The following is a 25,386-nucleotide window of genomic DNA, read 5'->3' as shown; positions in this document are numbered from 1 at the left end:
CTAGTTACCTCCGTCGAACATGGTCAGCATGCGTCGCGTGACGAAGAAGCCACCGAAGATGTTGATTGAGGCCACCACGATGGCCAGGAACGCCAGCGCTGCCACGGCGATGTTGGACGAACCAACCTGCAGGATCGCGCCGACGAGAATAATGCCGGAGATCGCGTTGGTCTCTGCCATTAGCGGGGTGTGCAGCTTGTGGGTCACCGAGGTGATCACGTAGAAGCCCACCACAATTGCAAGCATGAGCAGCATGTATTCGGTTGCCACCTGCATGGGGCTGGCCAGAATCAGTGCCAGGCCGAGGGCACCGGCGATCCACTTCCACGCACCGGAGGGCTTCTTTTCCTCTTCCTCGGTCTCCGAACTTGCGGCGGTTGCGTTCGCATTGTTGCTTTGGTTCGGCGCCGGGGCCGCCGAAACCTTCACCGGCGGCGGTGGCCAGAGGATATCTGCCTGCGCTGCGCCGGCAGTGTCATTCTGGGACTTGGTGACGGTAATTCCGCGCACGATCACATCGTCGAGGTCGAAGACGATCTGTCCGTCCTTTTCCGGAGTCATCAGCTTCAGCAGGTTGACGATGTTCTGTCCGTAGAGCTGGGAAGCTTGTGCGGGCAGACGGCCTGCGAGGTCGGTGTAGCCGATGATGCTCACGCCGTTATCCGTGGTGGTGATCTCTCCAGGCACGGTGAGTTCACAGTTGCCACCGTTAGCGGCGGCCATATCCACGATGATCGATCCGGGCTTCATAGCTGCAACGTCTGCTGCAGTGAGCAGTACGGGAGACTTGCGGCCGGGGATGTTCGCGGTGGTAATGACGATGTCAGCCTTGGCAGATTCTGCAGCGTAGAGCTTTGCTGCAGCCTCGGCCTGGTCTTGAGTCATCTCCTTGGCGTAGCCATCCTCAGACTTTTCGGTGGCCACGGGGATCTCTACGAACTCCGCACCCATGGATTCCACCTGCTCGGCGGTTTCCGGGCGCAGGTCGGTTGCTTTGACGATGGCGCCCATGGAGTTTGCCGTGCCAATCGCGGCCAGACCAGCCACACCAGCGCCGATGACATAGACCACGGCGGGTGGCACCTTGCCTGCGGCGGTGACCTGTCCGGTGAACAGGCGACCAAACGTGTTCGCAGCTTCCACGACAGCGCGGTAGCCGGCGATATTGGCCTGCGAGCTCAACACGTCCATGGACTGTGCACGGCTGATGCGTGGCACGGTGTCCATTGCTACCGAGGTGATGTTGCGGCTTGCCAGCTCTTCGATGAGCTCTTCATTCCGGCCTGGTGCCAGGCGGGAGACGATGGTGGCGCCGGGCTGCATCGCGGTGCGCTGTGCAGCCGTGGGAGGGTCCAGAGTGGTGATGATGTCTGCTGTCCATACATCGTCACCGACAATTTTGGCTCCAGCCTCTTCATACTGGCTGTCTGGGAAATTGGCGTTATCGCCGGCTCCGGATTCCACTGACACGTCGTACCCGAGCTTGATGAGCTTGGATACAGTGTCTGGAGTGGCGGAAACCAGTGCGAGCGGCTCTTTGGGGATGCCGATGAGCAACGTTTGGCTCCTCACTGAGGGTTGTGCGGATGCTGACTAGTACTTGGAAAAGCCAGCAAATATGGGCAAGTCAATGAAATTTTTCATTAGTTCTAAAACCATAGGCGAAGAACCCGCAAAAGTCCCACTTTTTGAGAAAATTGCCACCCCCTTGTCCCATACGTTGGGATCCAGCTGACATGTCTAGGCTCTTATTACACTCGAGAAGCATGGCTAAAGATAAGCATCCAGAGAGCACCCCGGGCGGCGCATCCGTGAAAGATGGCGAGCTCTACGAGTCCCTTCGCGAAGACGGCGCAAGCAAGGAAAAAGCTGCGCGCATTGCGAATGCTGCGGCACAGTCGGGCCGCGGTGGCGCCGGAAAGAAGGGCGGGGAATCCGGCGACTACCAAGACCGGACCGTGGACCAATTATACGAACGGGCCTCCGAACTGGACATCGAAGGTCGCTCCACGATGAACAAGGACGAACTGATCGCCGCGCTCCGCGAGCATTAAAAAAGCCGTCCACGCTCGCAGTGAGCGCGGACGGCAGTGAAAGTTCTAAGAACTAGAGCTTTCTATGGGCTAGGACTTAGTTGTCCTCAACGTCGGCTTCGAACTCGCCGTCGTCGTCCTTAGTCCAAGAGATGGTGCCGTTCTGGAAGGACTGGGTCCAGCCATTCATCGCATCGCCCTGCTCAGGAGCGGTTGGCAGGCCGATCTCGTTGTCCAGAGCACCATCGTTAGCCCAGGTCTCGCCGATCTTGCCGACGAGCTTCACGGCGCCGGTCTCGTCAGAGTGGGTAACCCAACCGTTGTCGAAGGTTGCCAGGGTGCCCTTGTCGGTCTTCTCAACGTTCTTCAGCGCGCCCAGGTCACCGGACTCGCCACCCTCGTTGTCCCACAGGGTCTGGATTTCTGCAGGCAGATCCTGGGAATTGCCCTCAGAGTTGTCATCGCTGGACATAGCCTCGGAAGCGTCGTTAGCAGCGCTTCCGGCAGCATCGGTTGCATCATTGGCTGGGGAACCCGCAGCGTCGGTCGCATCGTTGGCGGCGGAGGTTGCATTATTGGATGCGTCCTCTGCCTCAGAGCAAGCTGCGGCACCGAAAACGAGTGCGGTTCCGGCTGCAACTGCAACTGCGGAACGGCGGGTCAGAATCTTGTTCAAAGCCATGATTGTTCAATCTCCTCGTGAAGAATTGTCAACTACGTATTCCTATGTACCGAATTCTCTACTCAGGTGCACTGCCCCTGCGGAATCTATATCAAATCGCTACCAAAACGTGATCTGTCACGCATTGTGCTCAGCTACTCAGTGTGGCTACTTCTCGCCGACCTTCACGCGGATCAGAGAGTTCCATGGATCGTTGAACTCCAGAGCCCGACCGTCATCCCGCATGGAGATCTGCCGCTCAGCGAGTCGCGCGGCGAGAGCCAAACGATCATCTTCATTAGGTACGTCGATGTTCACGCGTCCCAATCCATAGGAAGCAGCACGAGGACCAGCGCCTTGGGAGCGGAAAACGTTCAGCGCCATGTGATGGTGGTAGCCACCTGCGGAAACGAATAGCGCAGGACCGACCTCGCCGGTGATTTCAAATCCCAGGGTGCCGGCGTAGAAATCTCGGGCGGTATCGATGTCGCCGACCTGGAGGTGTACGTGGCCCAGAGTCGAGGTTGCCTGGTCCGCGCTGTCCTCGCGGAGATTGGCGCGAAGGAATTCATTCGGATCCAGGGCCAGAGTGGCTTGAGAGTAGAGCTTGCCGTCAGGCTCAACTTCCCACTGCTCACGCGGACGGTCGACATACAATTCCACGCCATTGCCCTCGGGGTCATCGAAATAGAAGGCCTCGGAGAAGATGTGGTCTCCGGCGCCGGTGAACGAGTGAGGGTAATTGCGGGCCACGCTATACAACGCTGAAGCCAACTCGGCCTTGGTGGAGTAAACCAGTGCGGTATGAAAGAGGCCCGCGCCGCGCGGATTGAATGGCGGTAAGTCTCCGACCTGCACGAGTTTGACACTTGGAACGCCATGCTTGCCCAACGTGGCCGTGGTGCCATGGTGCTCTAGGACGTCGAGCAGAGCGCCTTCGATGTAAAACTTAAGGACCTTGTCGAGGTCGCGAACGAGCAACTCAACGGCACCCATCTGAGTTGCCGGAGCGAGGAGCTGATCGGCAGGGCGGTCAGCGACATAATCGGGGTGAAGTTGCTGCAGGAAGCGCGGCATGGCGGAATCCTTTCTGTGCTTATGGTCTCCATCTAACCACAAGTAGTTGTCATGTCAACTACTTTCAACTGATGAGGCCCGGGGGTATTCCAACAGGTCTTATCCGGGTCGAAAAACGAAGAATAGTTCGCATTTAATCGCTTCCGGAGGAGCAGGTGGCCAACTTCAAGGAAAATCCGAACTATTGTGCGCTTTTGGTCTGAAATTGGGTAGAATAGTCAGAACATTGCCCCGTTTCCGAAGGATTCTTCCGATGAGCGTTGCGCCTCACCATCCAGTAGCCGTAGAAGTCGGCAAGCACGTTCGCGCTGCCAGAAAGCGCTATAACCTCACGCAGCGCCAACTTTCAGAATTGGCCGAACTCTCCGATAAGACGATTCGGGACATCGAGCACGGGACGGGCTCCCCTAGCTTCGCTGGTGTACTTCACACCCTTGACGTGCTCGGGCTAGACATCGGAGTCAACTAACGATGGATTTTGAATCACTCAAGAACACGACCCACGCAGATGTTTACAAAGGAGGCAACATTGCCGGCCATCTAAAAAGGCTCGATAACGGACTAGTTGAATTTAGATATACGGATGGTTACTTCGGACCAGACATAGCGACCACTCTCCCCCAGACCGAAATCACCGAGCCAATTGCGTCTGCAGGCGGTAGCTTGCCACCATTTTTCAGCGGACTACTTCCCGAAGGCCACCGCCTCACCCTGTTATCTCGGGCAACAAAATCTAGTTTCGATGATGAACTCACGCTTCTTCTCGCCATCGGAGAAGACACACCCGGAGACGTCCAAATTGTCCCAGCAGGACGCACACCAAAAAACATCACTCCCGAACTAGATTTGGACAGCGGAACAACGGACTTTCAGATGATTACGGAAAGCGTGGACCGCACGGGCATTCCCGGAGTGCAAGACAAAGCCTCTGCTTCCATGATCAATACCCCTGTAAGCACTCAGGGCCATGCTGCAATTCTGAAGATTGATCCGCCAGACCACCCTCATTTAGTAAAGAACGAAGCTCTTCATTTGAGCCACGCACGTTCGCTAGGGATACCAATCAGCGATTTCTCAATAGTCCAAGACAGCGCCGGAATTCCGGGGCTACTCGTCTCGAGATTTGATCGGACAAAAGACGGTTCACGGCTCGCAATGGAAGATGCCGGCCAAGTACTTGGAATTTACCCAGGGAGGAAATACGCAGTAGATACCGAAGAAGTCATCATGGGGCTTGCACAACGCACGAGGGCTCCCATGATCGCCAAGAGGAATCTATACCTTCAGTTTCTGTTCGCATGGCTGACCGGCAACGGAGATCTGCATGCGAAAAATGTTGCCATCCTGCAAGATCCCTCCGCGCATTGGGGAGTTTCACCGGTCTACGATATTCCGTGCACTGCGATTTACAGGGACTTTTCACTCGCACTTCCCATTGCGGGAAGAACTAAAAGGGTCCGGAAGAAGCACTGGGACGAGTGTGCAGACTCAATTGGCCTTCCACAATCAGCAGCACGGAGTGTCATGAGCTTAGCTCTTTCCATCGCCACAAAGATAGACCTCGCAGATCTTCCATTCTCAGGCTCTCCATTGCATGGCGCCCAGCGCGAACTGAGATTCCGCCGAAACGAACTGTTGGATTAAAATCCGCGCCATTCCCGCGTCGCCCCACTTTGCCCAGTTCCTGAATAAATGTCTCGTCACTTCGTAGACTCAACTCCATGAAGCGTTTTGCCCTCACCACCTCGACCCTCCTCTCAGCAGCTTTGCTAGCCGCCTGTTCGGCGTCGAAAAACGAGGAACCAGAGCCAGCAAGCGCTCCCGCAACCAGCACGCAGACTGCAACTCCAGAACAACCTCTGCACTATGTGGCGCTCGGCGATTCCTATGCAGCGATGGGATCGGAAAGCGCGCCCACTACGGGGCCTGGGCCGTGCGTGCGCTCGGCGGACAATTACCCGTCGGTGGTACTGGAGGATCCCAATATTGAGGGCGTGGATGCGTCGTGCTCGGGCGCGCAATCACGGCACATCATCCACGATTGGGCCAATGGCACGAACATCCCCGCCCAGGCCAATAGCCTGCGCCCGGACACTGACCTGGTCTCCCTGTCCATCGGCGGCAACGATACCAATTTCGGTGCGATCTCCCGCTGCCTCTACGGCAAACTTTCGGAGGATGCCGGCCCCAGTTGCGAGAGTGAACTCGGCGCCGTGACAGATCGCGAGTTACAATCCCTACCCGTCAAGCTGGACGCCGTCTACGAGGAAATCGCCCGCCGCTCACCCGATGCACGCATCATCGCCACGGGTTATTTCACGATGCTGGAACCGGACGTCCAATGCTCGGAATCGGGTGCGATCAGCCATGCGGATAGTGTGTGGTCGATTGATGTGACGCACCGTATTAATGAGATTGTTTCAGACGCCGCTTCTCGCCACAACGCTCAATACGTTCTGCCAGCTGATGCCGATCAGCACACCGCATGCGTGAGTCCCGACCAGCGCTGGGTGAATATCCTCGGCGACCAAACGGATTCCTACCCGATGCACCCCACTGCGGCCGGGCAGAAGGCGATGGGCACCGCGGTGCTGGCGGCCGTGCACCAGGGCTAGCCGCGGGGAGAATCGCGCGGGTTTGCGCATTTATCTAGGCCGATAGTTTCCCTACCCGTCGTATCAGCGTTATGAAACACAACACGCTCGCCACTGCCACCCTGCTGCTCGCCGCCATGTTCAGCGTCGGTCAGGCCGCCGCTCAAACGTCGATGGGTTCCCTCGACATCTTCGGCTCCTTGGGATCCAGCCTTCCTGGCTCCTCCGCGCCGAACGAGAATGCAGTCGACTACGTAGCACTCGGTGATTCCTACGCCGCCTACGGTTCGGTCACGGCTCCAACTACTGGCCCTGAGCCGTGTCGTCGGGCAAATGACAACTACCCATCTGGCGTGCTCAGCCAACCGAACATCCAAGGAACGGACGCATCGTGCGGCGGCGCGGTCACGGACAACGTGCTGCGCCCGTGGGATCGTGGCGGCGGCCTGGTGATTCCGGCGCAGGCGGATAGCTTGAACGCGGGCACGGATCTGGTCACGCTGTCCATCGGTGGCAACGACATCAACTTCAGCGCCATCGCCAGCTGCTTCTTCGAGGTCGCCCAGGATCCAAACGCCACACCGTGCAAGGGCCGCCTGGAGGATGACATCAACCAGCGGTACGCGGCGCTGCCCGCCAAGCTGGACGCGGTGCACTCGGAGATCGACCGCCGCTCCCCCAACGCACAGGTCATCGTGACGGGCTACTACACCCTGGTCACGGATTCGGGTGCGTGTTCTGAGGCAGGCGCGATGTCGTTGACGGATAGGGCGTGGATTGTCGATCTCACCGATCGTTTGAACGTTCTTATGTCCGACGCCGCTTCTCGCCACGGCGCGAAATTCGTCCTGCCAGCAAATGCTGATCAGCACACCGCGTGCGCTGATCCCGCCCAGCGCTGGGTCGATGGATCCGGACGCCTCACCAATTCCCACTCGATGCACCCGACTGCGCTGGGCCAGAAGGTCATGGCCGATGCGGTGGTTGGGGATATTTGTGCAAGTGTCGGATCCGAGGCTGCCGAAAATCCACGCAGCAAAAAGCGAGCCCTCCCAATCACTCAATGTGACGGGAGGGCCCGCTTTTAGTTGTACCCCGTACGGGATTTGAACCCGTGTTACCGGCGTGAGAGGCCAGCGTCCTAGGCCGCTAGACGAACGGGGCGCTGGCCTACCAGGACTCGAACCTAGAACGACGGTACCAGAAACCGCTGTGTTGCCAATTACACCATAGGCCATTGTTCGCTTGTTCAAGGTTCATTTGGCGGTGAACCTCGCTCGCAACGGAATGTAATATAACCAGATGCCCTGTTCACAAGCAAATCGCCTGCTCAGGGCACCTTTCCGCGGCCATCACGGAGCGAGGGCGAATCACAGCTGTGTAACTAGCTGAGACTCTCCCCGACACCCCCATTACTCCGCAGCAGCGTAAGGCGTCTGCGCCAGGGCAGAACGCAGGCGTGCCAGCGTGGACTCCTTACCCAGCAACTCCATGGACTCGAACAGCGGAGGCGACACAGCAGCGCCGGAGACAGCCACGCGCAGCGCTCCATACGCTTTACGAGGCTTCAGTTCCATCTGCTCAATCAGTCGACCCTGCAGGGCGGTCTCAAGTGCCGAGGCAGTGAACGAGTTGGCGTCGATCCCTTCGACCTCCTCGATGGAAACGTTGAGCACCTCCACCGCGTCTTCCTTGAGGTTCTTCTTGGCGGACTTTTCGTCCAGCACCAGGTCTTCATCTGCGGTGATCAGGAACTTCAGCAGGCCGTCGGCGTCCGCGAGCACCTTGATGCGCGTCTGCACCAGCTCAGCAGCGAACGCGAACTTGTCCGCCGGGTAGTCCACTGGGAAACCCTTGTACTCCTCTAGGTAGCTGCGCAGTCGCTCAGTGAAGTCGGACAGCTCCAGCAGGCGAATGTGGTCGGCGTTGATGGCCTCCAGCTTCTTCTGGTCGAAGCGCGCCGGATTCGGCTTCACGTCCGCCACGTCGAAGTTGGCGATCAGCTGATCCATGCCGAAGATGTCCTCATCCGCGCTCAAGGACCATCCCAGCAACGAGAGGTAGTTCAGCATGCCCTCGGGGATGATGCCGTTCTCGCGGTGCAGGAACAGGTCAGACTGCGGATCTCGCTTGGAGAGCTTCTTGTTGCCCTCGCCCATCACGAACGGCAGGTGGCCGAAGGTGGGAACCTGCTTGGCCACACCGATGCGCTCCAAAGCCTCATACAACGCGATCTGGCGCGGAGTGGACGGCAGCAGGTCCTCGCCGCGCAGCACGTGAGTGATCTCCATCAGCGCGTCATCTACCGGATTGACCAGCGTGTATAGCGGCTGCCCGTTGGAGCGCGCCACCACGAAGTCCGGAATGGTCTTGCCGTCCACGGTCATCTCGCCGCGCACCAGGTCGGTCCACTCGTAGATGCGGTCGTCCGGCATCCGCAGGCGCCACACAGGCTCGCGGCCCTCGGCCTTGAACGCTTCGATCTGCTCGTCGGTCAGGTCGCGGTCGTAGTTGTCATAGCCCAGCTTTGGGTCGCGACCGGCGGCCTTGTGGCGCTCTTCCACCTCAGCGGCGGTGGAGTATGCCGGGTAGACCTCGCCGGCCTCCTTCAGCGTGGCCAGCACGTCCGCGTAGATGTCCATGCGCTGAGACTGACGGTATGGCTCGTGTGGTCCCCCGACTTCCACTCCTTCGTCCCAGCCGAGTCCGAGCCAGTTCAGCGCGTCGATGATCGCCTGGTAGGACTCCTCAGAATCACGCTTGGCGTCCGTGTCCTCGATGCGGAACACGAGTTTGCCGTCATTGTGGCGCGCGTGCGCCCAGTTAAACAGTGCGGTGCGCACCAGGCCCACGTGCGGCGTTCCGGTGGGCGAAGGACAGAATCGTACGCGAATTTCACTCATAACGCCCCAGTTTAGCGGCTGTTTTTTATTCGACGCCAAACTCTCCCCGTTGTTACTCAGCCGGACCCTGCAAAGCCTTGTTCTGCCGGGCGAGGAAGTTCCAAGTCTCATTGGCAATATCTGGCGAGAAGAACCAGTTGTGATCCTGTCCGTTGATACGCCAGTGCACGGCCTCGTCCTGACATCCTAGGAAGCCGAACTGAGTGACTACCCCGCCCTGCAGGTTTTGCACCACAGGCTGGGGTGCGCAGCCATTGGCTTGAGCGCGATTGTGGATGAGGTCAATCACGGGAAGGTACGGGGCTTCGTGGAGAGCACCACCGTTGTAGTGGGTGAGCTTGTCGTCGGCACCATGAACCAAGAAGGTGGGCACGCTACCTGGCGCGCAACCCTCGTTGACGGGGTTGTAATACGCGCCGGAGACTCCCACCACACCCGCCATGAGATCTGGGGCCTGGCACGCGAGGTTGGCCGCGAACCCGCCGCCGTTGGACATGCCGGCCGCGTAAATGCGGTTCATGTCCACGTTGAAGTGGTGCTGCAGCTCGGCGACGATTTGTCGGACAAATGCCACGTCTCCCCCGCGGAGTGTGCGTGCATAGGGTGCGCCCTCCCAAGCATTTTCCCGCCCGCGCGGGTAGACCACGATGGCTTCCTGTGCGGCACCGGTGTTCGCGAAGCGAGAGTAGTTGCGGTAGTTCTCCGGGGAATCGTGCCAACCGCCGAAGCCGAAGAGAACCGGGATGGGATGGTTCGGGTCATAGTTGGAGGTCACGCTGATGATCGCGCTGCGGATCTCCTGGTTAGGGCGGAAAAATTCCACGTTGGTGGGATTACCGGGAAGGCCGGGCGCTAATGCTGCCAAAGAGCGGGGCGGTGGCGGCGGAGCGTCTTGAGCCGACGCCGCAGGGCTGGCCGCAAGCCCAAGTAGCAGAGCCAACAATAGGCCGAGGACGTAGCGGAATCGGACGGCGTGTGCGCGCGTCACAGCTCTAACATCAGTCACAGGAGTCACACAGGCAACTTTAATCACAATAGCTGCTGCGCGAGGGATGTATTTCCGACTCGGCGCGTCTCAACTCGGCAACCACTCCCCGACGATCTCCCCTGCATAGCCCGCATCGCGCAACCTGCGCATCCATTCACCCAATGGCAGCTCACCCGTCCCCGGAGCCCCACGCCCAGGCGAATCCGCCACCTGCACATGCTCCGGGCGGACCGAATCCACAATCTCGTCGACGCCCGAGACACCCGTATTCACCGCCAAGTGATACACATCCAGCAGCAGCCCGCCGCCCACTTGGGCAATCACACACTCTGCGTCCACCACCGTCTGCACGGGGTAGTTCTCCATGCCGGAGAGCGGCTCCACCATCGCCACGCCCCCAAACCGCCGCTCCAGCTGACTCTGCACTTGACCAAACCGCGCCACCTGCGCCGCGCTCGCCTCGCGCCCATCCGCTCCCAGCAGAACGTTAAACCTCCGCACCCCCGTGCGCTGATGAAGGTAGTCCAGCGCATCAATATGCCCCACCGGCATATCCCGCTGGTGCAAAATCCCCCGCTCCCCACCAGCCATGTCCCCCGCCCAGGCGTTGAGCGCCACCAACTGCTGCCCTCGCTTCTCCAAGCCAGCCACTAACTCATCCATCTCTTCTGCAGCCGGTTCGGGCGTACCGAACGGCCACCACAGCTCTACCCGCGCGTATCCCTCATCTGCAGCCGCATCCAGCTTCTCCATGATCAGCAGATCCTCGCGCCCAATAGAGCAGTTCTTCGCCGTCAGCCACTGGCCCATACTTCCCATGCCGCCCAGTCTAGAGACCCCCAGAGACAGCCTCATGCAACAATGAGCACCATGAACAGCGAATACCCAGTAGCAATCATCACCGGCGCCGGCGGCGGATTAGGGCGAACCTTCGCCCTAGCTCTCGCCGAGGCCGGATGGGTCATCGCGGCGCTGGGAAGAACGCAGGCCACGGTGGAGGAAACCGTATCGGTCTGTGGTGGCGTCGGAAATAAACATCATCTCGCCCTGACCTGCGATGTCACGGACCCGGAAGCCGTGGCCACTGCATTCGAAACCATCACCACGCGTCTCGGCCGCCTAGATCTGCTGGTCAACAACGCGGGCATCCCCGGCCCCACCGGACAGCTAGACACAATCGACCCAGCCCACGCTCAGGCCACAATCAACACCAATTTCCTGGGCGCGCTCTGGTGCACGCAGTACGCCTTCGCTTGGATGAAGGACAACGGCGGCGGCCGCATCATCAACAACGGCTCCATCGCCTCCCACTCCCCTCGCCCGGGTGCCGCCGCCTACGCAGCCTCCAAGGCGGCCGTGTCCAGCCTCACCGTCTCCACCACGCTAGATGGCCGCGATCACGGAATTACCGCCACCGAACTAGACATTGGCAACGCTCGCACGGAGTTGCTGGGATCGTTTACCGGCAGCGAGCCTATGTTCGACGCCAACCACGCCGCCCGCCTACTCGTGGCCGTGGCCCAGCTTCCCGCCAATGTTTCGGTGGACCACGTGACGGTAACGGCCGCTGGCATGCCATATCTGGGGCGCGGTTAACCGGGATATACCCCCTCCATCTTGCAGAAACTCAACTCTTAAGACCCGGAACATCTAATCTGTCTCAGCGACGAAAAACGGGAAGTCTAGCAAGAGATCTGGCGCACTGTCGGCTATTTGGCTGGTGATCAAAGTCATCATCGTGTCCATCGTGCTGGTGCTGGGCTTTCTTTCCATCGTGCGCTATGAGGACTGGATACCGTTTAACCACAACGCGCAGACTGGCGATTGCATCTCGCAGGAATCCACCAATACGGACAACAAGCAGAAACCGCAGTCGCTGAACTGCGAGGATCCCGCAGCCGCTTACGAGATGTTGAGCGTAGGCAAATCCGATGATTTCACGTGCCGTAGCGTGCCCGAAGCCACCCTCGAGCTGCAGTGGAAGCGCGGTATGGGCACAACCACCTACTGCCTCACGCAAAAGTAACGTTTTCTTAGACGTTCGCTAGGCTGTGTTCATGACTCAGCCCAGCCCACACTCCCCATCGCGGCCGTCAACAGCACCTGATTTTCTGCTGTCGCGGCCCACGGGGAGTTTGCGTACGCAAGGTGTAAAGGAGCTGTTTAGCAGCGCGTATGATGCTTCCACGCACATCCGCAACCTCATGGCGAGCGCTGCGAACTCCGCTGCGGACGAAGTCATCGTCGGCTGCGTTCCCTTTGCTCTCAGCGATCCCGCAGCTCTGGTTATTCCTGAGAAAACGTGGTGGTCAGAAGGGCCGCTGGAACCACCTGCGTTCTTCCGTGGCCACGATATCTCTGACCGGATCAACGTCTCCGAGGTCATCACCTCCGCCACGGCAGAAGAACACGCCGAAGTAGTCAACGCCGCCACGCACACTATCCTGACCACCCAGTTGGAAAAGGTGGTGCTGGCCCGCTTCGCCGACGTTCATTTCGCCCATCCCATCGATCCCCTGCTGGTCTCCGCGCGGATGATCGATCTCTCCGCCAACTTGGACGGCTATGGCATGCAGTTGCCGGAGGAGCTGGGCGGCTCGTTCTTCACGGGCTCCAGTCCGGAGATGCTTATCAAGCGCCACGGCGCGGAGTTCTCCGCGTTTCCCCTGGCCGGGTCCCTGCCCCGCTCCGGCAATCGCGTGGTGGATGAAGCAGCCGCCGATGCCCTTTTGAATTCGGAGAAGGACCTCTACGAGCACCACTTGGTCGTCCAGCACTACCGCCGCGTCCTCGAGCCACTCAGCCGTGAGTTGGAGATCCCCGAAACCCCGGAGATCCACCTGACCAAGGAAATGATCCACCTCGGCACGCCGATCGAAGGCGTGCTGAAGGATCTGGATTACTCCGCGCTGGACCTCGCCCTGCTGCTCCACCCCACCCCGGCGGTCGGCGGGACGCCCACGGAGGCGGCAATGGGCGTGATCTCCGCCGCGGAGCCCGAAAGCCGCGGGATGTACGCGGGCTTCGTGGGCTGGTGTTCTGCCAACGGCGACGGCGAGTACATGGTCGCCATTCGTAGCGCAGACATCGCCGCCGATGGGCGCACCGCCCGCACGTGGGCTGGCGGTGGCATCGTGGGGTCTTCTGATCCCGATGCCGAGGCAGAAGAAACCGCCGCAAAAATGCGAACAGCCCTACGGGCGTTGAACGTTCCCATAGAGCTGTTGAGCGGGTTGAGCTAGTAGCGCTCCACCGGATTGGCCAGAGTTCCCAATCCTGGAATCTCCACGGCGATGCGATCGCCTGGGGTCATCTCTGCGGTACCAGCTGGAGAACCGGTGCAGATGACATCGCCCGGCAGGAGGGTGAATGCAGAGGAAATCCACTCCACGATCTCCGGGATGGACTTAATCATCTGGTTGGAGTTGGAATCCTGCTTGGTCTCGGTCTCGCCGTCGTGAGTCAGGTGCGCCTTGATGGACAGGTTATCGATCTCCATCTCGCCCACGTTGGTCTCGATCCACGGGCCCAGTGGGCAGAAGGAATCGAGGCCCTTAGCGCGCGCCCACTGGCCGTCGGCGAACTGCAGGTCGCGGGAGGAGACATCGTTGACGATGGTGAATCCCAGCACCACGTCCTTCCAGTTCTCTGCCTTGACGTCCTTGCATGGACGACCAATCACGATGGCCAGCTCGCCCTCGAACTCCACGCGCGTAGCCCACTCGGGGATGCGAATGGGAGCCTCGGGGCCCACCACGGCTGTGGGTGGCTTGAGGAAGATTGTGGGAGGCAGGTGTTCCGCGCCCTGCTTGAAGACCTCGGCAACATGGTCCGCGTAGTTGCGCCCCACGGCAACTACCTTGGAGGGAAGAATTGGCGCCAGCAGGCGGACTTCCTCAATGGGCCATTCCTTGCCTGTGAACTCGGGCTGCCCAAAAGGGTGCCCGGCAATTTGGCGGCAGGTGGCACCGGTTCCATCCGGCTGTCCCCCTTCGAGGACCGCAAATGTCATTCCTTCTGGGTGAGCTATTCGAGCAATGCGCATGGATCGTAATCTTAGCGCACGCTTGTCTTACTCACAGGGGCTGCATGGCCTTTAAGGTGCTTGCCTGTGCACGCGCCTTCATCGCGAGGTAGAGCTCCGCGCACGCGAGAGCATCCGTCAAGGCATTGTGGCTGCGGTACTCCGGCAGCTCATAGCGGGCGCGTACGCGCGGAAGTCGCAGGTCTTCTCCCCGCGGGAACGTTCCCATCCTTTCCATGTGCCGACGCTCAATCGCAAACGTATCCACCACCGGCACGGACAATCCGGATCCGTAATGCTCGCGGCACAGCGCTCCGAGGAACTCCCGTTCGATGGACGCGTAGTGCGCTAGCAGAGCCCGTCCGGCGAGTGCACGGAGCAGCCTGTCCACGGCCACGTCCGGTCGTGTGCCCCAGGAGAGCTCCTCGTCCGTCAGCCCGTGGATGGTGGCGGAGTGCCCAACGCTGTCCGCCCCTGCGGTGTTGATCAGCTCGTAGCCTGAGCCGGAAAGATCAATCTCCCCTCCATTGACTGGCACCCATCCGATGGACAGCACGCGATCCTTCGCGGCATCGAGTCCTGTGGTTTCAACATCCACGGCCAGCAACGGCAACTGCTCCAGCGAGGTATCGGCTGCCGGGCGCGGCGCGTCGTAGAAATCTCGTAGCGCACCAGTCGCTGTGCCATGGCGTCGAAACATCTTAAACATCAGATGCTCCGAATGGGATACTTGAGATTCAAGGAATTTTGCATGCTTTTAATGATCTGGAACGCGTCGCGCAGGTTCTCGCGATCCATCTTGGACAAGCGGCCAGGCGCGATGTGATAGTCCGGCTTCTCGCCCTGACGAATCTGCTCTGCCTGGTGCTGGAGTGTGATGTTGTTGAGGAATGTGAACGCGTCTGTGAGGTCCGAGACTGAGCGAGCAGACAGCCCGGCGTCCTTGGCTCGCTCGAGCCGCTGCAGTGTGCCCAGCGCGTCTTTTCCTGCGGTGATAGAGACCAGCCGCGCCATCTGCACGATCGCCGCCGTTCCGCCCTTCTTCACGTCCAACGTGTTGCGGTAGTCCCCGCTACGGTCCACCACCAGGCCGCGGAAGAATCCGAGCGGCGGTTCGCGCCGGGCAGCCAGAGCCGCGAGGTGGGCGTGCAGGCGCGAGGAGTTCTGAGCGGTAGCGACCGCCTGCGCGTGCACGGATTCCGCGAGCTGAACGTCCCCGTGGATCGGGCGCATGTCGAAGAACGTCTGCGCGTACAGGAGCGCATCAGGCTCAGGAGCGGTGATCCACTGGTGGAAAGTGTCGGCCCACTGCGAGGCGGTCATCCGCCACTCGGGATTGCTGGCCATCATTTCACCAGGACATAGCACTTGTCCCGCGGTATCCAGTCCGTGGCAGACGTACTCGGAGAGCTGCGCGAAATACTCGCCGTGGGTGATAAGGTCGTATTCGTTTGAGAGCACCAATGCGTTGTCTTGGTCCGACGCCAAACCCATCTCCTTGCGACCCTGCGATCCCAAGACGACGAAGGCATACTGCACTGGTGGAGGCCCTAGTTTCTCTTCAGCCAGGTGTAGCAAGCGGCGCGCCATGGAATCGGCCACCACGGTTAACAGGCTGGTGATCTCGTCCGCGGAAGCGCCGCGTTCGATGAAACGCAAGGCCACGCGTTGTGCATCGTCGTAGACCTCTCGCATTTCCTCCTGAGAGTTCTTACGTTCCAAATCCCCTGCGAAGTACATGGGGTTAGCCTGCAGCAAGCGCATGACGTCCGCGGAGGCAATGATGCCGGTGGTGCGCCCACGTTCCACGATGGGGATGTGATGAATGTTTAGCTCTGCCATCACCAGCATGGCTTCCATGACCAGCTGATCCGGGCTGGCGGTGTGCACCTCGCGCGTCATCAGCTCGCTCACGGGTGTGGCCGGATCGATGGCCTGGGCGATGGCCTTGCGCATGTCGCGGTCGGTGATGATCCCCAGCAGTTCGCCGTCTAAGCTGCCGTTATCCATGACCAACAGAGAGCTGACGTTCTTGTCTCGCATGATGCGGGCAGATTCCTGCAGCGTGATCTCCGGCGCGATGTGCGCGGGATTGGGAATGGCGAAGTTATCGAGGCGGGTACGAAGCACATCGGAAAAGGATTCACCATGCAGCTGTTGAGCCTCAGCGCGAATGCGTGCGGACAGCCCCGAGTAGTACCGCACCAATTCTGGACTGGAGGCAGCCAGCTCGGCGAAGGCCTGGCGCTCCATCAGGAGCAACAGGGAGTCCTCCACCGTGACGATTGTGTACTTCGAGGTGGACTCCGTAACCAGGGTGGAGTACCCGAAGCTGCGCCCGGTGTCTCGTCTATCCAGCAGCACGTCGTCGGCATCCATCACGTCCACCGCGCCGGAACGCACCACGTAGAGATAGTCGTTGGGCTCGCCGGCTCTGATGAGTGTGGTGCCTTTGCGCACGTAGCGCATCGTCATGGAGCCGGGAACTGTATCGAGGATCTCCGGATCCAAGGAGTGGAATGGGTGATGCTCTGCGAGGAAACGGCGCACCTCGTCTAGCTCGACGTTCATGGACTTAGTTTAGCCCACAAACGTTTCTACATCTGCGATTTAGAGCTTCTGCACCGCCGCTGCCACGCGGTCGCCGACCTCGGAGGTGTTGATGGGCGAACCGTCGCGGTTGGCGGCTTCCTCGAGCACGGCGCGCTCGATCTTGTCCGCGTTCTCTTCATCTCCCAGGTGGCGCAGCATCAGTGCCACGGACAGGATGGTGGCACACGGATCGGCAATTCCCTGCCCCGCGATATCCGGCGCGGAACCGTGGACTGGTTCAAACATCGACGGGCTCTTGTGGGAAGGGTCGATGTTGCCGGAGGCAGCCAAGCCAATTCCGCCAGTGACCGCACCCGCGAGGTCGGTGAGAATATCGCCGAAGAGGTTATCGGTGACAATCACGTCGTAGACTGAAGGCTTGGTCACCATGTAGATGGTGGCGGCATCGATGTGGTTGTAATCAACCGTGACCTCGGGGTATTCCTTGCCGATGGTATCCACCGCGCGCTGCCACAGGCCGCCAGCGTTGACCAACACGTTGGTTTTGTGCACGAAGGTCAGCTTCTTGCGTCGAGACTGTGCGCGCTCAAACGCATCGCGCACCACGCGCTCTACGCCGTAATAGGTGTTCTGCGAAACCTCGGAGGCCACCTCCTGGTCGGTTCCCTGGCGCAGCGTTCCTCCGTTGCCGCAGTACAGGCCTTCGGTGCCTTCGCGGACCACCACGAAGTCGATCTCGCCAGGGTTACTTAGCGGGCTGGTAGCTCCCGGGTAGAGCTTGGATGGGCGCAGGTTCACCGCATGATCCAGCTTGAAGCGCAGCGGCAGCAGCAGCCCGCGTTCCAGCACGCCCGCGGGCACGGTGCGGGGATCACCGATGGCGCCCAGCAGGATGGCATCGTGCTCGCGGAGGGAGTCCAGATCAGCGTCAGTGAGAGTCTCGCCATTGCGAAGGTAGCGACGGGCGCCGAGGTCAAAATCAGTCGTTTCCACGTCATCGCGCAGGGCCTGCAAAACCTTCAGCGCTTCCGGAACAACTTCGGTGCCGATGCCATCTCCGGCAATCACAGCGAGTTTCATTGTGTGAACTCCTTTGTCTCACTAGTTGGATTGCGATTAGTGTAACACGCCTCCAATACACCCTAATTTCGCAACAAGCGGTTGCCTTAAATACTGCTCAACCGCTACAGTCAACTCGTTTACATCATCACTAAAGTTAGGCTTCGGTAACTTTATGTGGCCTTACCTAAGTCGCCACGCCTCCAGCCTACTTTCCTACTGAACCGGGGTACTTGTGCTCTACGCCAACCTCCTTATCGGACTGCGCGAAGGTCTGGAAGCCACCATGGTGGTCACCATTCTGGCTGCATACCTGACCAAAACCGGCAGAAAACACGAGCGGCCATGGCTGTTCGGTGGCGTGCTTGCTGCACTGATCTTCACCGCCATCAGCTTCGCCATTCTCCACTTCGGCACCAAAACCCTGACCACCCAAGGCCAGGAGCTCATCGGTGGCATCGCGTCACTGGTAACCGTCGCGATGATCACCTGGATGCTGCTGTGGATGAGCAGCGCGGGCAAGAGCATGTCCGCCGAGCTCAAGGGACGCATGGAAGCTGCAGTAGGCCCCAAAGCCGTCTTCTTCGTAGCGTTTTTGGCAGTCGGTCGAGAGGGAATTGAGACGATCCTGCTGGCTTTCGACAGCCTGACGTCGAATTCCAGCACACCCTTCATCGGACTCGCGGTAGGTATCTCGATCGCCGTGGTCATCGGCTTCCTCATCTACAAGGGCGCCATTCGCGTAGACATCGGCAAATTGTTCCGCCTGCTCGGCATCCTGCTGGTGCTGGTGGCGGCGGGCATCCTGCGCTACGGCATCCACGACCTGCAAGAAGCTGGCGTGCTGCCAGGGCTTAACACCCACGCCTTCGACATCTCCGGAATCCTCACTCCGGGCACCTGGTACGCCACGGCCATCGAGGGCATGTTCAATTTCGTGCCTAACCCTTCCGTCCTCTCCTTTGTGGCGTGGGCTGCCTACCTCATCATCGTCATGGCGCTGTTCCTGCGCGCAGGCAAGCCCGCCTCAAAGAAGAACGTCACCTCCACCTCTGCCTCACAGAAAGCCGCACCCGCCAATGTCTAAGTACTCTTCCGTCCGAGCCCTCGCCCCTGCTGTCGCACTCAGCCTAGTTCTGGTCGGTTGTGCCGATAAAGCCGAAGAAGGCGCTTCTTCAATCGACGTCAATGCTAATGACACCGCCTGCGAGGTAGGAAGCTCCGAGACCGGCACCGGATCCACTACGTTCAAGGTGGTCAACAACGGCACCAAGACCAACGAGTTCTACGTCATGACCAGCGGCGGCCGCGTGCTGGGCGAAGTGGAAAACATCGGCCCCGGCGCCTCCCGCACCTTGGTGGTCGAGTTCCAAGACGCTGGCGATTACACCACCCTGTGCAAGCCCGGCATGGTGGGAGAAGGCATCTCCGGGACCATCAAGGTCACCGGCGAGTCCGTGAACTCCGCAGAAGGCGATGCCGCCCTGACCGAGGCCGTGGAGAACTACACCTCCTACGTGCGCAGCCAGACCGAAAACCTACAAGATGTCACCGCCGAGTTCGTAGACGCCGTCAAGGCCGGCGACGTGGACAAGGCCAAGGAGCTGTTCCCCCAGGTCCGCACCCCCTACGAGCGAATCGAGCCCGTCGCAGAGTCCTTCCCTAACGATCTAGACCCACGCATCGACCTGCGCGAGGCTGACCTCGCCGAGGGCGACGAGTGGACCGGCTTCCACACCATCGAGAAGGACCTGTGGGAAGGCGGCAAGATCACCGGCCAGACCAAGAAGAACGCCGATCAGCTGTCGCAGGACATCAAGGAGCTGGTGGATGGCATCAACTCTGATGACTTCCAGCTCAGCCCCGTGCAGATCGCCACGGGTGCCCAGGGTCTGCTGGATGAGATCGCCACCTCCAAGATCACTGGTGAAGAGGACATTTTCTCCCACACCGACCTCTACGATTTCCAGGCCAACCTGGAGGGCAGCCGCGCGGCCATCGCCTCTCTGGAAAAGCCGCTGGAAGAGCGCAAGCCAGGCATGCTCAAGGAGATCAACTCCCGCTTCGATGCCGTGCAGGACGAACTCAACAAGCACCGCGAGGGCGATGGCTTTGTCAGCTATGACACTGTCTCCGATTCCGAGCGCAAGGCCCTGTCCACCGCCTTGGATCACCTCACCGAGGAAGTCTCCAAGGTCCCAAGCGTAATTTCCGAATAGTCATGACCTCTGAGAACAAGAACAAGTCCGGAGTCTCCCGGCGAGGTTTCCTCGCGGGAATGGGCATCGGCGCCGGTGCCGGCGTTCTCGCTGGTGGCGGCGGTGTTGCGGCGTACTCCGCAGAAACGGATTCCACCGGCGAGGATTCTTCCATTCCTTTCCGCGACGCGCATCAGGCGGGCATTGTCACGGCACAGCAGGAACACCTGCACATCGTGGCGATGGACGTGCTCACCGAGGATCGCGACGAGCTCATGGACATGCTCGCCACCTGGACCACCATGGCCGAGCGCATGACTCAGGGCTTACCCGCCGCAGATGAATCCGGCGAGTCCGATTACGCCGTGCCCACCGATTCCGGTGAGGCGCAGGACCTGGGCGCCAAGAACCTCACCGTGACCGTCGGTTATGGTCCTTCTCTTTTCGACGACAGATTCGGGCTGAAGAACTCCAAGCCTGCACAGCTCAATCCTCTTCCCACCTTCCCCAGTGATCAGCTCAAGGACGAGCTCTGCGATGGCGACATCGTGATCCAGGCCTGCGCGGACGATCCACAGGTGGCGGTCCACGCGGTACGCAACTTGGTGCGTGCTGGCAGTGGTGTGGTGGAGGTGCGCTGGTCTCAGCTGGGCTACGGCCGCGCTAGTTCCACGACTACCGAGCAGGCCACTCCCCGCAACCTCTTTGGCTTCAAAGACGGTACCCGCAACATCCACTCGAGCGAGACCGAAGCCGTGGATGACTACGTGTGGGCGGACGAAGCCGGATGGATGAACGGCGGCTCCTACTTGTGCGCCCGTCGCATCCGCATGCTGCTGGAGCTGTGGGATCGGCAGAACCTCGGCGAGCAGCAAGCCACGTTCGCGCGCTTCCGCAAGTCCGGCGCTCCCCTAGGCACGGAGGATACGGACGATCAAGAATTCGCGGAAGTTCCGTTTGACCTGATCTACGGCCGGGAACCAGTCATCCCCGAAGATTCGCACGTGTTCCTCTCCCACCCAGAGAACAACAGCGGTGCGCGCATCCTGCGGCGCGCGTATAACTTCATCGAAGGTTCGGACACCTTCGGTCACTTGTCAGCGGGCCTGTTCTTTATCGCTTTCGCTGGCAAGCCGGAAGAGACGTTCATCCCTATCCAGATGAAGCTGTCTCGTAACGACCGTATGAATGAGTACGTTCGCTACGAGTCCAAAGCCATCTTCGCGTGCCCTCCCGGCCTCAAAGAGGGCCAGGACTGGGGCACGCAGCTGTTCGGCTAGTTCAGATCCAGGACCACAGCGGTGGAGGCGTTCAGGTCACCCTGAATCTTTTCCACCAGCTGCTCGTCCAGGTCCTGAGCTACGCGCAGAACCAGCGTTGCCTGCTCGTCGCCCTCGGAGGGAGACAGTGCAGCAGCGTCAATGTTGATGCCCTCGGCACCCAGCGCGGTGCCCACGGAGCCCAGAGCGCCTGGCTGGTCGCCGTAGACCAGGAACAGGTTGTGACCGGTGGCTCGCAGATCCAGACCGCGACCGTTCAGGCGCACGATCTTCTCCACGCGCTCCAGGCCGGTCAGGGCACCGATGACGGACGCGGACTGTCCGTCGGCAGAAACGACCTTGACCTCCAACACAGAGCGGTGAGTCACGGACTCATCCTGGGTGCTGACCTCGAGGGATACGCCACGCTCTTCGGCGATCTTTGGAGCGTTGACGAAGGTCACCTGCTCGTCAATCACACCGGAGAACACGCCGCGCAGTGCGGACAGTCCCAGCGCATCAACGGACTCAGAGGACAGCTCGCCACGAGCCTCCACGGTGACAGCCTGCGGAGCGGCACCCAGCAGGGAACCTGCCACGCGGCCCAGCTTGGTTGCCAGGTTCAGCCAGAGCGCAACTTCCTCGGAGACCTTGCCACCTGCGACGTTGACGGCGTCGGGAACAAAATCGCCAGACAGTGCGCGCAGAACGGAGGCAGCCACGTCGGTGCCTGCACGGTCCTGAGCCTCTTCGGTGGACGCGCCGAGGTGAGGGGTAACAACAACCTCATCCAGCTCGAACAGAGGGGAATCGGTGCAAGGCTCGGAGGCGTAGACGTCAAAGCCGGCACCACGGATGTGACCGGACTTGATGGCGTCTGCCAGAGCCTGCTCGTCAACCAGGCCACCGCGGGCGGCGTTGATGATGATCTGGCCCTTCTTGGACTTAGCCAACAGGTCAGCATTGAACATGCCGGCCGTTTCCTTGGTCTTAGGGAGGTGGATGGTGACGAAGTCCGCGCGACCCATCAGGTCCTCGAGATTGTCCACCAGCTCCACGCCCAGCTGAGCGGCGCGCGCAGCGTTAGCATAAGGATCGTAGGCAATGATGTCCGTCTCGAAGGCAGCCAGGCGCTGAGCGAACAGCTGGCCAATGTGGCCGAAGCCGACGATGCCGACGGTCTTGTTAAGGATCTCCACGCCATTGAAGGAGGAGCGCTTCCACTCGCCATCGCGCAGGGTCTTATCCGCGGCTGGGATCTGACGGGCGGTGGACAGCAACAGGGAGATTGCGTGCTCACATGCGGAGTGGATGTTGGAGGTCGGAGCATTAGCCACCATCACGCCACGGGAGGTGGCGGTCTCGATGTCCACGTTGTCCAGGCCCACGCCTGCACGTCCGACGATCTGCAGCTTCGGTGCGGCTCCCAGAACCTCGGCATCAACCTTGGTTGCGGAACGGACCAGCAGAGCATCTGCGTCCACGACTGCCTTCAGCAGCTCGGGGCGGTTCGGGCCATCCACCCAACGCACCTCTACGGAATCTCCGAGGGCGTCCACGGTGGACTGGGAAAGCTTGTCGGCAATGAGGACTACCGGGCGATTACTGCTCACGATATTTTCTCCTGAGTGGAAAAGTAGTGCCTCGTCCGCGCCGAAACGACCGCGCCGGCGCCGAGAGGGACCACGCCGTCCAAGTGTGGCGTGCGACGCATTACAGCATAGCTGTTACTTCATAATCATTCAGCATTGCATCCTGGAACCTGGCTATCGCCGCAGCGGCATCAAAGTTCACGCCGATGAGCACCACCTCATTGGCTGGCGTGAGACCGGCACTGCGCCACGAACCAGCTGGTTGGATGCGCAAATCGGGTCCAGCTTGATGCCACACTTGGATGAGTTCAGGCCGGTCCGCGGAGTGCTTCTAGCAGGCGGCCGCGGTCGAATGGCCGATGGCCACGGAAAACTACTGAGCTGATGCCGTATTCTTCCGTCTCCGGCGTGTGCGGGTTGGCGAGTTCGTCGAGGTAGCCCTCGTAGGCGCGTGCCGTGTCTTCGTCGTAGAGGTGCGCGCCGAGGATGTTCTCGATGACGCTGCGCCCGTTGACCTTTCCTTCGGTCATTTTCTCGACGCCAGCTCGCGGATTCATCTTCTTGATCAGCGCCTCAGTGGCTTTGTAGCGGCCAGGGGTGGTCAGATCTGGCTTGGTGATATAGATCTTGTCTGCGAATTCAATCTGGTCTACCAGCAGGTCTGCGATGGTGCGTTCATCTTCTGGTGTGGCTTCCATGTCTGCTTCGCGCAGCAGCTGCTTTTGGCCTATAAGCTGCAGGAACTGGGAGGCATCCACGAGGGTGACCATCGTATCGATGGGCGCGACATCCGCCAGCCTGGTTCCGTCTTCCCACTGCCACTCAAACGTGGCAGCCACGGGCATGGGCTCGGAGATGCCGGTGGATTCGATCACGATGTGGTCATATTTCCCGGACTTGGCGAGCTTTCCCACGGACTCGATGAGATCTTCTCGCAACGTGCAGCAGATGCAGCCGTTGGTTAATTCAACGAAGCGATCTTCTCCCCTTTCGAGGTGCCCCTCCCCCGCGATAAGCGAGGCATCGATGTTGACCTCGGAGAAATCGTTGACGATGACCGCGATGCGCCGGCCTTCGCGGTCTGCAAGCAAATCATTGAGCAGGGTTGTCTTGCCGGAGCCGAGGAACCCAGAGATAACGGTGACGGGAGTTGATGCATGTTCGTGTGACATGCGAGCAACTCTACACCTTACTGATAATTGTTTTCATTAGGGGTTGCCGGCCTACCGACTTTCACAATTTTTCCCCAACTGCTCCGCGCCAATCCCATCTGCAACATTGTCTTGGGGTTTTGCATGGGCACGATTTGAGTTCGGGAAGAATTGTGAATCCCCCTCAAATAAACAAGCAAAAAGCGCCGCCCACCAGAAACGGTGAACGGCGCTTAAGCGAACCGACTGAGGAAAAACTTAGGCAGTCTCAGCGCGGGCGTCGACCTTAACCCAGCTCATGAGATCGCGCAGCTTCTTGCCGGTAGTCTCAATCTGGTGGTCGTTGTAGGAAGCACGCAGATCCTCGAGCTCCTTGTTGCCACCCTCGACGTTGGCAACCAAGCGTTTGGTGAAGGTGCCGTCCTGAATATCGGTCAGGATGTCTTTCATACGCTTCTTGGTGTCCGCGTCGATCACGCGTGGGCCAGAGAGGTAGCCACCGAACTCGGCGGTGTCAGACACGGAGTAGTTCATGTTGGCGATGCCGCCCTCGAACATGAGGTCCACGATCAGCTTCAGCTCGTGCAGGCACTCGAAATATGCCATCTCTGGCTCGTAGCCAGCCTCAACCAGTACCTCGAAGCCTGTCTTGACCAGCTCCTCGGTCCCGCCACAAAGCACAGCCTGCTCACCAAACAGGTCGGTCACGGTCTCCGCTTCGAAGGTGGTAGGGATCACGCCGGCGCGAGCTCCACCAATGGCAGCAGCGTAAGCCAGTGCCAGGTCCTTGCCCTCGCCCTTTGGATCCTGGTCGATGGCGATCAGGCAGGGAACGCCCTTGCCATCGACGAACTGGCGACGCACCAGGTGGCCTGGACCCTTTGGAGCAACCATGCCAATGGTGATGTTATCCGCTGGCTTGATCAGGTCGAAGTGGATGTTCAGGCCGTGTCCGAAGAACAGCGCGTCGCCGTCCTTCAGGTTGGGCTGAATGTCGTTTTCGAAGATGGACGCCTGGGAGGTATCAGGAGCCAGCAGCATGATGACATCTGCCCACTCGGATGCCTCGGCGTTATTCATCACCTTGAAGCCAGCTTCTTCAGCCTTGGCGCGGGACTTGGAGCCTTCGCGCAGGCCGATGACTACATCCACGCCGGAATCGCGCAGGTTCTGGGAGTGTGCGTGTCCCTGGGAGCCGTAGCCAATAACAGCGACCTTGCGACCCTGGATGATGGACACGTCTGCATCGTCGTCGTACAACACGTCAATTGCCATGGGAATAGTTCCTTTCGTT

23 protein-coding genes, 2 tRNA genes and 1 pseudogene are annotated in these 25,386 nt (G+C 60.0%); 11 read left to right on the top strand and 15 right to left on the bottom strand.

The features are described from left to right. Nucleotides 1-1,557 (bottom strand): Re/Si-specific NAD(P)(+) transhydrogenase subunit alpha, encoded by a 1,557-nt coding sequence (locus IM764_RS08505; RefSeq protein ID WP_194187536.1) that lies wholly within the window; start codon nucleotides 1,555-1,557, stop codon nucleotides 1-3. 209 nt (nucleotides 1,558-1,766) lie between these two features. Here IM764_RS08505 and IM764_RS08500 point away from each other — a divergent pair, with 209 nt between their 5' ends. Then, entirely contained in the window at nucleotides 1,767-2,054 is a 288-nt protein-coding gene (locus IM764_RS08500; protein ID WP_194187535.1) for a Rho termination factor N-terminal domain-containing protein, read from the top strand. Nucleotides 2,055-2,130: 76 nt separating this feature from the next. Here the strand turns inward: IM764_RS08500 and IM764_RS08495 are convergent, their stop codons facing one another. Together IM764_RS08495 and IM764_RS08490 are read right to left on the bottom strand one after the other, a co-directional pair. Continuing rightward, complete coding sequence (locus IM764_RS08495) at nucleotides 2,131-2,715, bottom strand: LGFP repeat-containing protein (RefSeq protein ID WP_194187534.1); 585 nt, start codon at nucleotides 2,713-2,715, stop codon at nucleotides 2,131-2,133. A 147-nt stretch (nucleotides 2,716-2,862) separates the two neighbouring features. Next, a complete protein-coding gene (locus IM764_RS08490; RefSeq protein WP_099297197.1) occupies nucleotides 2,863-3,771 on the bottom strand; it encodes a VOC family protein in 909 nt (302 codons plus the stop codon). A gap of 253 nt (nucleotides 3,772-4,024) precedes the next feature. Here IM764_RS08490 and IM764_RS08485 point away from each other — a divergent pair, with 253 nt between their 5' ends. The 4 genes from IM764_RS08485 (at nucleotide 4,025) to IM764_RS08470 (ending at nucleotide 7,453) form a co-directional block, all read left to right on the top strand. Beyond that, the gene (locus IM764_RS08485) at nucleotides 4,025-4,240 is read left to right on the top strand and encodes a helix-turn-helix domain-containing protein (protein WP_099297199.1); all 216 of its coding nucleotides are present in this window, start codon (nucleotides 4,025-4,027) and stop codon (nucleotides 4,238-4,240) included. A 2-nt stretch (nucleotides 4,241-4,242) separates the two neighbouring features. Next, nucleotides 4,243-5,415 (top strand): type II toxin-antitoxin system HipA family toxin, encoded by a 1,173-nt coding sequence (locus IM764_RS08480; RefSeq protein WP_099297201.1) that lies wholly within the window; start codon nucleotides 4,243-4,245, stop codon nucleotides 5,413-5,415. A gap of 77 nt (nucleotides 5,416-5,492) precedes the next feature. Continuing rightward, nucleotides 5,493-6,386 (top strand): SGNH/GDSL hydrolase family protein, encoded by an 894-nt coding sequence (locus IM764_RS08475; RefSeq protein ID WP_099297203.1) that lies wholly within the window; start codon nucleotides 5,493-5,495, stop codon nucleotides 6,384-6,386. Between the two features lie 71 nt (nucleotides 6,387-6,457). Further along, nucleotides 6,458-7,453, top strand: a complete 996-nt coding sequence (locus tag IM764_RS08470) for an SGNH/GDSL hydrolase family protein (RefSeq protein WP_099297205.1) — start codon at nucleotides 6,458-6,460, stop codon at nucleotides 7,451-7,453. 3 nt (nucleotides 7,454-7,456) lie between these two features. Here the strand turns inward: IM764_RS08470 and IM764_RS08465 are convergent. The 5 genes from IM764_RS08465 to IM764_RS08445 form a co-directional block, all read right to left on the bottom strand. After that, nucleotides 7,457-7,529 (bottom strand) — tRNA-Glu (locus tag IM764_RS08465). A 1-nt stretch (nucleotide 7,530) separates the two neighbouring features. After that, nucleotides 7,531-7,602, bottom strand: a tRNA-Gln gene (locus IM764_RS08460). 175 nt (nucleotides 7,603-7,777) lie between these two features. Continuing rightward, nucleotides 7,778-9,268: a glutamate--tRNA ligase gene (gene gltX, locus IM764_RS08455; RefSeq protein WP_099297207.1), complete on the bottom strand. Its 1,491-nt coding sequence runs from the start codon at nucleotides 9,266-9,268 to the stop codon at nucleotides 7,778-7,780. Nucleotides 9,269-9,320: 52 nt separating this feature from the next. After that, on the bottom strand, nucleotides 9,321-10,283 hold the full coding sequence (locus IM764_RS08450; protein WP_370551579.1) for a PHB depolymerase family esterase: 963 nt from the start codon (nucleotides 10,281-10,283) through the stop codon (nucleotides 9,321-9,323). A gap of 60 nt (nucleotides 10,284-10,343) precedes the next feature. Further along, nucleotides 10,344-11,075 carry a TIM barrel protein gene (locus IM764_RS08445; protein ID WP_159460933.1) on the bottom strand — a complete coding sequence of 244 codons (732 nt, stop codon included), beginning with the start codon at nucleotides 11,073-11,075 and terminating at the stop codon, nucleotides 10,344-10,346. 51 nt (nucleotides 11,076-11,126) lie between these two features. Between IM764_RS08445 and IM764_RS08440 the strand changes: the two genes are divergently transcribed. The 3 genes from IM764_RS08440 (at nucleotide 11,127) to IM764_RS08430 (ending at nucleotide 13,498) form a co-directional block, all read left to right on the top strand. Next, nucleotides 11,127-11,852, top strand: a complete 726-nt coding sequence (locus IM764_RS08440; RefSeq protein ID WP_099297587.1) for an SDR family oxidoreductase — start codon at nucleotides 11,127-11,129, stop codon at nucleotides 11,850-11,852. Nucleotides 11,853-11,976: 124 nt separating this feature from the next. After that, complete coding sequence (locus IM764_RS08435) at nucleotides 11,977-12,282, top strand: hypothetical protein (RefSeq protein ID WP_099297211.1); 306 nt, start codon at nucleotides 11,977-11,979, stop codon at nucleotides 12,280-12,282. 31 nt (nucleotides 12,283-12,313) lie between these two features. Next, on the top strand, nucleotides 12,314-13,498 hold the full coding sequence (locus tag IM764_RS08430) for an isochorismate synthase MenF (protein WP_099297589.1): 1,185 nt from the start codon (nucleotides 12,314-12,316) through the stop codon (nucleotides 13,496-13,498). Here IM764_RS08430 and IM764_RS08425 read toward each other — a convergent pair. From IM764_RS08425 to IM764_RS08410, 4 genes are read right to left on the bottom strand one after another with little or no spacing between them, the layout of a single operon-like run. Next, on the bottom strand, nucleotides 13,495-14,301 hold the full coding sequence (locus IM764_RS08425; RefSeq protein ID WP_099297213.1) for a fumarylacetoacetate hydrolase family protein: 807 nt from the start codon (nucleotides 14,299-14,301) through the stop codon (nucleotides 13,495-13,497). The genes IM764_RS08430 and IM764_RS08425 overlap by 4 nt on opposite strands. Nucleotides 14,302-14,332: 31 nt before the next feature. After that, complete coding sequence (locus tag IM764_RS08420; RefSeq protein WP_194187533.1) at nucleotides 14,333-14,989, bottom strand: exonuclease domain-containing protein; 657 nt, start codon at nucleotides 14,987-14,989, stop codon at nucleotides 14,333-14,335. Beyond that, nucleotides 14,989-16,851, bottom strand: coding sequence for a DUF294 nucleotidyltransferase-like domain-containing protein (locus IM764_RS08415; protein WP_194187532.1), 1,863 nt, complete (start codon nucleotides 16,849-16,851; stop codon nucleotides 14,989-14,991). The genes IM764_RS08420 and IM764_RS08415 overlap by 1 nt, the downstream gene beginning before the upstream one ends. A gap of 39 nt (nucleotides 16,852-16,890) precedes the next feature. Further along, nucleotides 16,891-17,913 carry a 3-isopropylmalate dehydrogenase gene (locus IM764_RS08410; protein ID WP_099297217.1) on the bottom strand — a complete coding sequence of 341 codons (1,023 nt, stop codon included), beginning with the start codon at nucleotides 17,911-17,913 and terminating at the stop codon, nucleotides 16,891-16,893. 214 nt (nucleotides 17,914-18,127) lie between these two features. On the opposite strand from IM764_RS08410, the gene efeU reads away from it, so the two are divergent. The 3 genes from efeU to efeB are packed head-to-tail and all read left to right on the top strand — an operon-like array spanning nucleotide 18,128 to nucleotide 21,370. After that, a complete protein-coding gene (gene efeU / locus IM764_RS08405) occupies nucleotides 18,128-18,979 on the top strand; it encodes an iron uptake transporter permease EfeU (RefSeq protein WP_194187531.1) in 852 nt (283 codons plus the stop codon). Continuing rightward, nucleotides 18,972-20,111, top strand: a complete 1,140-nt coding sequence (efeO, locus tag IM764_RS08400; protein WP_194187530.1) for an iron uptake system protein EfeO — start codon at nucleotides 18,972-18,974, stop codon at nucleotides 20,109-20,111. The genes efeU and efeO overlap by 8 nt, the downstream gene beginning before the upstream one ends. Nucleotides 20,112-20,113: 2 nt before the next feature. After that, nucleotides 20,114-21,370, top strand: a complete 1,257-nt coding sequence (efeB, locus tag IM764_RS08395; RefSeq protein WP_194187529.1) for an iron uptake transporter deferrochelatase/peroxidase subunit — start codon at nucleotides 20,114-20,116, stop codon at nucleotides 21,368-21,370. Here the strand turns inward: efeB and serA are convergent. From serA to ilvC, 3 genes and pseudogenes are all read right to left on the bottom strand, one after another. Then, on the bottom strand, nucleotides 21,367-22,962 hold the full coding sequence (gene serA / locus IM764_RS08390) for a phosphoglycerate dehydrogenase (protein WP_370551578.1): 1,596 nt from the start codon (nucleotides 22,960-22,962) through the stop codon (nucleotides 21,367-21,369). The two genes, efeB and serA, sit on opposite strands and share 4 nt — an antisense overlap. Nucleotides 22,963-23,062: 100 nt before the next feature. Then, nucleotides 23,063-24,113, bottom strand: a pseudogene (locus IM764_RS08385) (GTP-binding protein). A 237-nt stretch (nucleotides 24,114-24,350) separates the two neighbouring features. Continuing rightward, nucleotides 24,351-25,367 (bottom strand): ketol-acid reductoisomerase, encoded by a 1,017-nt coding sequence (gene ilvC, locus IM764_RS08380; RefSeq protein ID WP_099297226.1) that lies wholly within the window; start codon nucleotides 25,365-25,367, stop codon nucleotides 24,351-24,353. Nucleotides 25,368-25,386: the final 19 nt, after the last annotated feature.

The sequence above is a fragment of the Corynebacterium sp. ED61 genome (assembly GCF_015233855.1).
Classification (GTDB): domain Bacteria; phylum Actinomycetota; class Actinomycetes; order Mycobacteriales; family Mycobacteriaceae; genus Corynebacterium; species Corynebacterium dentalis.
Note: the sequence above shows the minus strand (reverse complement) of the source record. Positions and strands in the feature narration are given on the sequence as shown.

Coding starts and splice junctions, on each gene's coding strand:
- IM764_RS08500 (WP_194187535.1), top strand. CDS start 1,767: ATGGCTAAAGATAAGCATCCAGAGAGCACCCCGGGCGGCGCATCCGTG.
- IM764_RS08495 (WP_194187534.1), bottom strand. CDS start 2,715: ATGGCTTTGAACAAGATTCTGACCCGCCGTTCCGCAGTTGCAGTTGCA.
- IM764_RS08490 (WP_099297197.1), bottom strand. CDS start 3,771: ATGCCGCGCTTCCTGCAGCAACTTCACCCCGATTATGTCGCTGACCGC.
- IM764_RS08485 (WP_099297199.1), top strand. CDS start 4,025: ATGAGCGTTGCGCCTCACCATCCAGTAGCCGTAGAAGTCGGCAAGCAC.
- IM764_RS08480 (WP_099297201.1), top strand. CDS start 4,243: ATGGATTTTGAATCACTCAAGAACACGACCCACGCAGATGTTTACAAA.
- IM764_RS08475 (WP_099297203.1), top strand. CDS start 5,493: ATGAAGCGTTTTGCCCTCACCACCTCGACCCTCCTCTCAGCAGCTTTG.
- IM764_RS08470 (WP_099297205.1), top strand. CDS start 6,458: ATGAAACACAACACGCTCGCCACTGCCACCCTGCTGCTCGCCGCCATG.
- gltX (WP_099297207.1), bottom strand. CDS start 9,268: ATGAGTGAAATTCGCGTACGATTCTGTCCTTCGCCCACCGGAACGCCG.
- IM764_RS08445 (WP_159460933.1), bottom strand. CDS start 11,075: ATGGGAAGTATGGGCCAGTGGCTGACGGCGAAGAACTGCTCTATTGGG.
- IM764_RS08440 (WP_099297587.1), top strand. CDS start 11,127: ATGAACAGCGAATACCCAGTAGCAATCATCACCGGCGCCGGCGGCGGA.
- IM764_RS08430 (WP_099297589.1), top strand. CDS start 12,314: ATGACTCAGCCCAGCCCACACTCCCCATCGCGGCCGTCAACAGCACCT.
- IM764_RS08425 (WP_099297213.1), bottom strand. CDS start 14,301: ATGCGCATTGCTCGAATAGCTCACCCAGAAGGAATGACATTTGCGGTC.
- IM764_RS08420 (WP_194187533.1), bottom strand. CDS start 14,989: ATGTTTAAGATGTTTCGACGCCATGGCACAGCGACTGGTGCGCTACGA.
- IM764_RS08415 (WP_194187532.1), bottom strand. CDS start 16,851: ATGAACGTCGAGCTAGACGAGGTGCGCCGTTTCCTCGCAGAGCATCAC.
- IM764_RS08410 (WP_099297217.1), bottom strand. CDS start 17,913: ATGAAACTCGCTGTGATTGCCGGAGATGGCATCGGCACCGAAGTTGTT.
- efeO (WP_194187530.1), top strand. CDS start 18,972: ATGTCTAAGTACTCTTCCGTCCGAGCCCTCGCCCCTGCTGTCGCACTC.
- efeB (WP_194187529.1), top strand. CDS start 20,114: ATGACCTCTGAGAACAAGAACAAGTCCGGAGTCTCCCGGCGAGGTTTC.
- ilvC (WP_099297226.1), bottom strand. CDS start 25,367: ATGGCAATTGACGTGTTGTACGACGACGATGCAGACGTGTCCATCATC.